At 72.0% G+C, this 7,862-nt stretch carries 9 protein-coding genes; 7 read left to right on the forward strand and 2 right to left on the reverse strand.

Annotated elements, in window-relative coordinates:
* Window positions 1-183: 183 nt before the first annotated feature.
* The 4 genes from ACFQ79_RS10930 to ACFQ79_RS10945 all read left to right on the forward strand — a co-directional run bounded on the left by ACFQ79_RS10930 (window position 184) and on the right by ACFQ79_RS10945 (window position 4,248).
* Entirely contained in the window at window positions 184-1,104 is a 921-nt protein-coding gene (locus tag ACFQ79_RS10930; protein WP_383581337.1) for a serine hydrolase, read from the forward strand.
* A gap of 98 nt (window positions 1,105-1,202) precedes the next feature.
* Window positions 1,203-2,849: a penicillin-binding transpeptidase domain-containing protein gene (locus ACFQ79_RS10935; protein WP_383581339.1), complete on the forward strand. Its 1,647-nt coding sequence runs from the start codon at window positions 1,203-1,205 to the stop codon at window positions 2,847-2,849.
* Between the two features lie 56 nt (window positions 2,850-2,905).
* A complete protein-coding gene (locus tag ACFQ79_RS10940; RefSeq protein ID WP_383581342.1) occupies window positions 2,906-3,400 on the forward strand; it encodes a YbaK/EbsC family protein in 495 nt (164 codons plus the stop codon).
* The gene (locus tag ACFQ79_RS10945) at window positions 3,397-4,248 is read left to right on the forward strand and encodes an EamA family transporter (RefSeq protein WP_383581344.1); all 852 of its coding nucleotides are present in this window, start codon (window positions 3,397-3,399) and stop codon (window positions 4,246-4,248) included. Before ACFQ79_RS10940 ends, ACFQ79_RS10945 begins: the two co-directional genes overlap by 4 nt.
* Window positions 4,249-4,262: 14 nt before the next feature.
* Here the strand turns inward: ACFQ79_RS10945 and ACFQ79_RS10950 are convergent, their stop codons facing one another.
* Window positions 4,263-4,538 (reverse strand): hypothetical protein, encoded by a 276-nt coding sequence (locus tag ACFQ79_RS10950; protein WP_383581346.1) that lies wholly within the window; start codon window positions 4,536-4,538, stop codon window positions 4,263-4,265.
* Window positions 4,539-4,878: 340 nt separating this feature from the next.
* Here ACFQ79_RS10950 and ACFQ79_RS10955 point away from each other — a divergent pair, with 340 nt between their 5' ends.
* Window positions 4,879-5,736 (forward strand): helix-turn-helix domain-containing protein, encoded by an 858-nt coding sequence (locus ACFQ79_RS10955; RefSeq protein WP_383581349.1) that lies wholly within the window; start codon window positions 4,879-4,881, stop codon window positions 5,734-5,736.
* Window positions 5,737-5,748: 12 nt separating this feature from the next.
* Window positions 5,749-5,958, forward strand: coding sequence for a DUF397 domain-containing protein (locus tag ACFQ79_RS10960; RefSeq protein WP_383581352.1), 210 nt, complete (start codon window positions 5,749-5,751; stop codon window positions 5,956-5,958).
* A 49-nt stretch (window positions 5,959-6,007) separates the two neighbouring features.
* Here the strand turns inward: ACFQ79_RS10960 and ACFQ79_RS10965 are convergent, their stop codons facing one another.
* Entirely contained in the window at window positions 6,008-6,790 is a 783-nt protein-coding gene (locus ACFQ79_RS10965) for an SDR family NAD(P)-dependent oxidoreductase (RefSeq protein WP_383581354.1), read from the reverse strand.
* 194 nt (window positions 6,791-6,984) lie between these two features.
* Here ACFQ79_RS10965 and ACFQ79_RS10970 point away from each other — a divergent pair, with 194 nt between their 5' ends.
* Window positions 6,985-7,722, forward strand: coding sequence for a 2OG-Fe dioxygenase family protein (locus ACFQ79_RS10970; RefSeq protein ID WP_383581356.1), 738 nt, complete (start codon window positions 6,985-6,987; stop codon window positions 7,720-7,722).
* The last annotated feature ends 140 nt before the right edge of the window (window positions 7,723-7,862 follow it).

Consider the following 7,862-nt stretch of genomic DNA (forward strand, 5'->3'; position numbering starts at 1 on the left):
ACCGGTGGTCGCGCCCTCTTCGCCGTGGTGGCCCGGCGGCGGCCAGGCGGCCCGGCCGCGGCCGGGCCCTGGGGGCGGCCCGGCCACCGGTTCACCGGATTCGTACAACCATCCGCCCGCTCAGGAGTCGTACAGGGCGAGTGCGCCGTATGCGCGTTCGTTTCGTTTCCAGGGGGACTCCACATGACTCACCGCATATCCCTGCGTGCCCGCGTGCTGCCCGCCGTGATCGCCGCCGGAATGCTCGTACCCGTCGTCGCGGGCGCGGCGCCCGCGGCCGCCGCCGCGCCGCAGGTCAGCTGCACCTCCGGCAAGGCCGGACTCGCCGCCAAGCTGCAGAGGGACATCACCGCCGCCCTCGCCACGCGCAGCGGTACCGTCGCCGTCGGTCTGCACGACCGCGCCACGAACACCACCTGCACCCTGCGTGCGACGACCGCGTACGACTCGGCCAGCGTCGTGAAGGTGACCGTCCTCGCCACGCTCCTCTGGGACGCCAGGAAGACCAACCGGTACCTGACCGCGCGCGAGTCCAGCCTGGCCACCGCCATGATCACCAAGTCGGACAACGCGGCCACCACCTCCCTGTGGAACCAGCTCGGCGTCACCAAGGTGAAGGGCTTCCTGACGGCCGCCGGCATGACGCGGACGGTGCCGGGGTCCGGCGGGTACTGGGGGCTCACCCGGATCAACGTCACCGACGAGCAGCGGCTGCTCTCGCTGATCACCGCCAGGAACAGCGTCCTGAGCGACAACTCCCGCGCCTACATCCTCAAGCTCATGGGTCAGGTCGTCACCTCGCAGCGGTGGGGAACCCCCGCCGGCGCGCCCTCCTCCGTGTCCAAGCAGGTCAAGAACGGCTGGCTGCAGCGCGCCACCCGCGGCTGGCGCGTCCACAGCATCGGCACGTTCAAGGGCGGCGGCCACGACTACACCATCTCCGTGCTCACCGACGGCAACAGCACGATGAACTACGGCGTGAACACCATCCAGGCCGTGTCCAAGGTGATCCACCGGGATCTGTTCCCGACCGCACCCACCGCGTCCCTCTACAAGCCGACCCTGACGCCCAGGGAGGCGTTCGTCGCGGTTCCCCAGAGCTGACGCCCGGGCTCCCCGTGTGACGGATCGGCCGGAAGGTGCTCGACACACGCAGGGGGCGCTGCTTGACTCGTGGGCTCAAACGGGGAGGGAGCGCAGCCATGCGCAGTGGAGCCAAGGTAGCGATCGTCGGGGGCGTGTTCGTCGTCGTGGCGGGCGGAGTCGGATACGGGGGCTACAACCTCTGGAACGGCGTCATGGGCGGTGAGACGTCACCGCGGTCCAATTCCGCAGAAGCGCCGAGAACGGGGCCCGTCACGGACGAGGAGGTCACCACGGCCGCGCGGGACTTCCTCGCCGCCTGGGCCGCCGGGGAGCCGGAGAAGGCCGGGCAGCTGACGAACGACCCGGTCGCGGCGGGGCCGGCGGTGGCGGCCTACCACGACGGGGCGCGCGTCACGAAGGCCGTGATCACACCGGGGACGCCGGTCGGGGCGACCGTGCCCTTCACGGTGAAGGCCACGATCACGTACGAGGACGTGTCGAAGCCCTGGTCGTACACCTCCCGGCTGACCGTCGTCCGGGGGCAGACCACCGGCCGGGCGCTGGTGAAGTGGACGCCGTCCGTGCTCCACCCGAAGCTCCTCACCGCCGACGCGACGCTGCGTACGGGCGTCGCGAAGACGGCCCCCGTGAAGGCGGTCGACCGGAACGGCAAGGAGCTGACGGCCGCGAAGTACCCCTCCCTGGGCCCCGTCCTGGACACCCTGCGCCAGCGGTACGGGGCGAAGGCGGGCGGAGAGAGCGGCATCGAGACCTGGATCGACTCGGGCAGCGCGTCCGTGCCCGACTCCAGCCTCCTCGTCCTGTCGAAGGGGAAGCCGGGCACGCTGAAGACCACGATCGACGTGGACGTCCAGGCGGCGGCGGAGAAGGCGGTGAAGGGGTACGGGAGCGCCTCGGTGGCCGCGATCGAGCCGTCGACGGGTGCGATCCGGGCGGTCGCCAACAGCCCGGCCACCGAGTTCAACGTCGCCTTCCAGGGAGCCCAGGCCCCCGGCTCGACGATGAAGATCGTCACGGCGGCGATGATGCTGCAGAACGGCCTGGCGACGCCCGACACCAAGGTCGAGTGTCCTTCCACCGTCCTGTCGCGGGGCACGACCTTCCAGAACCTGAAGAAGTTCAGCATCAGCGGCGGCACCCTCACCGAGGCCTTCCGCCGCTCCTGCAACACCGCCTTCATCAAGGCGATCAGCACCCTCAGCGACAAGGGCATCGCGGACACCGCCCTCGGCGACACCGCCCGCGACTCCTTCGGCATCGGTCAGGTCTGGCAGGTGGGCGTGACCGCGGCGGACGGCAGCGTGCCCGAGTCGGCCGGCAGCGAGACGCCCGCCTCGTACATCGGCCAGGGCAAGATCACGATGAGTGCCCTGAACGTCGCCTCGCTCTCCGCGACCGTGAAGAACGGCGGCTTCCTCCAGCCGTACCTGGTGGCGCGGGACCTGGACGACCGCGAGTTCGCCGCGGCCGAACCGCTCTCCCGCGAGGTCGCAAGGGGGCTGCGCACGATGATGACCGCGGCCGCGACGGCGCCGGACGGCACCGCGCTCCGCGCGATGTCCGGGCTCGCCTCCCCGAAGGGCGCCAAGACCGGCTCCGCCGAGGTCGACGAGCAGGCGACGTCCAACAGCTGGTTCACCGGCTACTCCGGCGACCTCGCGGCGGCCGCGGTCGTCCAGGAGGGCGGCCACGGCGGCGACTCGGCGGGCACGGTGGTGGCGAAGGTGCTGGCGGCCGGCTGACCCACCCCTCGGAACCCGGTCGCGTGGCCCGTACAACCAACGCTAGCGTGCGGGCCATGACCGCTGACGACAGCACAGCCCTCGCCCACCCCCAGTTCGCCGCCGCTCTCCGGGAGCTGGGACTCGACGTCGAGATCCGCCGCTTCCCCGACGAGACCCGCACCGCACGGCAGGCCGCCGAAGCCATCGGCTGCGAGGTGTCGGAGATCGTGAAGTCCCTGGTCTTCGCGGCCGACGGAGTCCCGGTCCTGGTCCTGATGGACGGCGCCTCGCGGGTGGACGTCGAGCGGGTACGGAGTGAACTGGGCGCCGGGGAGGTGACCCGGGTGGACGCGAGGGTCGTCCGGGAGACGACCGGGTACGCGATCGGGGGCGTCCCGCCGTTCGGGCACCGCACCCGGACCCGGGTCCTCGCCGACCGGGGCCTGCTCGACCACGCCCTGGTGTGGGCGGCGGCGGGCAACCCGCACACGGTGTTCGCCCTCGCCCCGAAGTCGCTGGTCTCGCACGCCGGCGCAACCCTGGTGGACGTCCGCGAGCCCTCGGCGTGACGCCGCTCGTCACGCTGGCCGTCCTGATCGCCGCCGTCACGCACGCGAGCTGGAACGCGCTGGCGCACCACATCAAGGACCAGCTGGTCTCGTTCACGCTCATATCCGGCGGCGGCGCCCTCATCGGCCTGGCCACGGCCTTCTTCGTACCGTTGCCGGCGGCGGAGGCGTGGCCGTACCTGGTGGCGTCCGCTCTGCTGCACGTGGGCTACATGGTGCTGCTCATGCGCTCGTTCTCCCTGGGCGACTTCGGCCAGATGTACCCGATCGCCCGCGGTACGGCCCCGCTGGCCGTGACGGCGCTCGCGGCGGTCTTCGTGGACGAGATACCGGACGGCTGGCAACTCCTCGGCGTCGCGGTGGCGTGCGCGGGCCTGACGGGCCTGGCGCTGTGGGGCATCCGGGGCAAGGGGGCGAGCCCCCACTGGCCGGCGCTGCTCGCGGCGGGCGCGACGGGCCTGGCGATCGCCCTGTACACGGTGGTGGACGGTGTCGGCGTCCGCGCCTCGGGCACGCCGCTGGGCTACATCGCGTGGCTGATGATCCTGGAGGGCCTGGCGATCCCGGCGTACGCCCTCTGGACCCGCCGGGCGGCCCTGCTCCCCCAGCTCCGCCCGTACGCGGGACGGGGTCTGCTGGGCGCGGTCCTCTCGGTGGCCGCGTACGGCCTGGTGCTCTGGGCCCAGACGAAGGCGCCGCTGGCCCCGGTCGCGGCGCTGCGGGAGTCCTCGATCATCGTGGGCGCGGCCATCGGAGCCCTGTTCTTCAAGGAACGCTTCGGCGGCCCGCGGGTCGCGGCGGCGGGCCTGATGGCCGCGGGCATCGGACTGATGCTGCACGCCGGGTGAGACGGGCGGGCGGGTCAGCCGCCGACTCCCACGCCCGCGCCGGGGGCCGGGCCGTCCCAGGACGCGCGGAAGAAGTCCGTACGGATGCGGCGGAAGCCGGTGTGACCGGTGGCCTGGGCGTGGGAGAGGCACCAGACGGCGGGCCCCCGCCCGTCGTCCGCCGCGCCGGAGCCGTCGAGGCAGGTGGTGCACTCGGCCTCGGTGACGGTCCCGCTGCCCGTCCGGTCGGGCCGTAACGCCCAGAGCCGGGGCCGCCGGGCGGTCCGGTGGCGCGCCCCCGCCGCGCTCACCTCGACCCCCTCCCCACGGCCGGCGGGGCCGGTAACAGCCGGCGGACCGGGCCGGCACGGCGGACGCCAGGGTTGCTCACGTCGACGCTCCTTCGAAGCGGTGGCCACGCCCCGGCCGTTCGCGCGGTCGCGGGGGTCTTGCTGTTTCTCGTACGGACCAGCAAGATCAACTCACCGTTACGGTCGGGATACGGCACGTGATCGCCGTCACAGCATGCCCACGCGCATCGGAAGAATGCAAGGCTTGCGAACTCCCCCTTGGCGTTCCATGAGTTGAGGTCGGGCGCGGTGACCGCGCACACGCGCGGACACCCGCCCGGCAGAGAAGGGACCGCATCAGATGCCGGCCAAGCGACCGCACCCGCCGACCGTCCGACTCCGGCGCCTCGCCGCGGAGTTGAGGAGGCTCCGCGCCGAGGCCGGACTCACACGCGAGGACGTCACGCGGCGGACCGGGATCAACGAGGCCACGCTCTACCGGATCGAGAGATCACGGGCGCGCCCGCAAAGGCGCACACTGGTCAGCCTGTTGGACACCTACCGGGCCGACGAGGCGCACCGCACCGAGCTGTTGGCCCTGCAGAGCGGGGCGAACGACCAGGGCTGGCTGCGTCCGTACCACTCGGAACTGCCCGAGGAGTACACCGCGTACATCGGCTTCGAGGCCGAGGCGCGGACGGTCCGGAACTACGAGTCGCTGTTCGTTCCCGGGCTCGTCCAGACGGAGCAGTACGCCACCGAGGTCGTCCGGGGCGTCCTCCCGGTGGCCAGCCGGAAGGAGGTCGCACAGCGCGTCCAGGCCCGCATGGAGCGCCAGGCCCTCCTCACCGGGGAACAGCCCCTGCAGCTGCGGGCGATCGTGGACGAGGCGGCCCTGCGCCGCACGGTCGGCGGCCGCGAGGTCATGCGCGGCCAGGCACGGCACCTGCTCGCACTCATGGCGGAGCCGCACGTCACCTTCCAGGTGATCCCTTTCGAGAGGGGCGCGCACGCCGGCATGACGGGCAGCTTCGTCCACATGGACTTCCCCCACGCGGACGATCCCGGACTGGTCTACCTGGACACGCCCGCCGGTGACCTGTTCCTCGAGTCGGAGACGGAGATCCGGCGCTACAAGTCGATGTTCGAGCACCTCCAGGCGGTGGCCCTCGGGCCGGACGACAGCGCCGGGCTGCTGGCCGGGGTTGCGGAAGAGTAGGACCGAGAGAGGGTGTTCGCAGTGCAGCACGACCCGGCCGAGCCGATGTGGCGGAGCAGCAGCCACAGCAGCGGGAACGGTCAGTGCGTGGAGGTCATGGAGGACCCCCGCGGCACCGTCCCCGTCCGCGACAGCAAGACGGCCCCCACCGGCCCCCGGCTCTCCTTCGGGGACAGGGCCTGGACGACCTTCGTGACGGCGGTCGGAACCGGGCGGCTGTAGCCCGGGCGGGGAGGGAACGCCGGGGGGCGGCGCCCGCGCCGAGTCGGTCTCAGTCGCCCAGTACCTCCGCGAAGTGCGTGTTCACCGCCAGCAGGCCGCCGTCCACGCGCAGGACCGTGCCCGTGATCCAGGACGCGTCCGCCGAGGCCAGGAAGGCGACGGCCGCCGCCACGTCCTCCGGGGCGCCCACCCGCGACAGCGGGTAGACCCGGTCGGCCAGGGTCCTCAGTTCGCGGTCCTTGCCCGACCACGCCGTCGTCGCGATCGTCCCCGGGTTGATCTGGTTCACCCGCACCCCGCGCCCCGCGGCGTCACCGGCGAGCGTGCGGGTCAGCGACGCCAGGCCCGCCTTCGCCGCGCTGTAGGCGTGGTTGCCGAAGTCCGTCTCGGCGTTCACCGAGCCGATGTTCACGATCGCCCCGCGCCCGCCGGCCGCCGCCAGGTGCGGCAGCGCCGCCCGCGAGCAGCGGACCGCGCCCATGAAGGTGACGTCGTGCTGGACGGTGAACACCGCGTCCGGCTCGTCCTCGAAGCGGTCCCGGTCGGGCGCCACCGGGCCGAGCGCGTTGTTGACGAGGACGTCCAGGCCACCGAAGGTCTCCACCGCGTACGCCGTCGCCTCGTCCACCGACGACTGGTCGCCCACGTCGCAGTACCGGTACTCCGCGCCCGGGATCCCCTCCGCCGTCTTCCGCGCCGCCGCCTCGTCCACGTCCGTGACCAGGACCCTCGCCCCCTCCGCCGCGAGCCGTCGCGCCGTCGCCGCTCCGATGCCGCGCGCCGCGCCCGTGATCAGTACCGCGTATCCGCCGAAGCGTTCCCTGAGGTCCATGCGCCCGATCTCAGCACCCGGGCCGAGGCCGCGCCAGCCCCCCGTAACATCCCGTTCATCAATTACCCCCGCCCTATGCGCGAAGAAAGCGCAGCTACCGCAATTCGGCCAGAGCCGAAAGGCTTTGACACACCCCTGGCGTGAATACCACGATCTACTTCGCCGACGACCACGCTTTCATCAGGGGGAAAACCATGTCCACGTATCAGTCCGGTGTCGAGGAAATCGCCGAGGCCCTTTCCTCCCGGAGCTACGACCTGATCTCGGGCGAGAAGGTGAAGCAGCTTCTCCTCCGGCGCTCCGAGACCGCCCTCGACGACCTGGAGGCGTTCCGCGAGAGCTGGTCGCGGATGCCGCTCGACAGCTACATGGCGGACGGCGGGCGCTACCGCCGTCGTCGGCACGCCACCCTGAGCGCGCCCCGCGCGAGCACCGACTACCGCGTCGAGGCCCACCAGCCGCACTACCAGGGGCTCGACTACAACAACCTCAACGGCGGCGTGGCCCGGCACTACGAGCCGTTCGAGGAGCAGATCCTGCGCGGCCGCACCATGGACAGCCTGCTCACCCTCGGCTGCGACATCTTCGGCCGCCTCGCCCCGTACTCGGGCTGGCACATCGAGTCCCACCAGTTCCGCATCGAGGTCGACGGCGAGGAGGTCGGCCTGCCCACGCCGGAGGGCGTGCACCGCGACGGTGTCACGTTCGTCCTGATGGCGATGGTCGGCCGTTCGAACGCCACCGGCGGCGAGAGCACCGTCTTCAACCTGGACAAGCAGCCGGTCGAGAAGTTCTCCCTGACCGACCCGCTCGACGTGGCCCTCGTCAACGACGAGCGCGTCTACCACGGCGTCTCGCCGATCGAGCAGATCGATCCCGCCGCCCCGGCCTCGCGCGACGTGCTGGTCATCACCTACCGTCACAAGCCCTGATGTCAGGGGCGGGGGGGTGGGGGCGGGGTCCGCGCGGACCCCGGCCCGCCCCCCCCCCCCCCCCCAGCGTTAGTTAGTGGGCGGGGATGCCGGGAGTCGGGGACAAGGGGCAGCACCAAGCCCGGGGGGGGAACACCCAT

This window comes from Streptomyces sp. NPDC056480 (genome assembly GCF_042795405.1).
Classification (GTDB): domain Bacteria; phylum Actinomycetota; class Actinomycetes; order Streptomycetales; family Streptomycetaceae; genus Streptomyces.

Excerpts from the sequence above, each read along its gene's own strand:
- ACFQ79_RS10955 (WP_383581349.1), top strand. The coding sequence starts at position 4,879 with ATGCCGGCCAAGCGACCGCACCCGCCGACCGTCCGACTCCGGCGCCTC.
- ACFQ79_RS10930 (WP_383581337.1), top strand. The coding sequence starts at position 184 with ATGACTCACCGCATATCCCTGCGTGCCCGCGTGCTGCCCGCCGTGATC.
- ACFQ79_RS10970 (WP_383581356.1), top strand. The coding sequence starts at position 6,985 with ATGTCCACGTATCAGTCCGGTGTCGAGGAAATCGCCGAGGCCCTTTCC.
- ACFQ79_RS10935 (WP_383581339.1), top strand. The coding sequence starts at position 1,203 with ATGCGCAGTGGAGCCAAGGTAGCGATCGTCGGGGGCGTGTTCGTCGTC.
- ACFQ79_RS10965 (WP_383581354.1), bottom strand. The coding sequence starts at position 6,790 with ATGGACCTCAGGGAACGCTTCGGCGGATACGCGGTACTGATCACGGGC.
- ACFQ79_RS10940 (WP_383581342.1), top strand. The coding sequence starts at position 2,906 with ATGACCGCTGACGACAGCACAGCCCTCGCCCACCCCCAGTTCGCCGCC.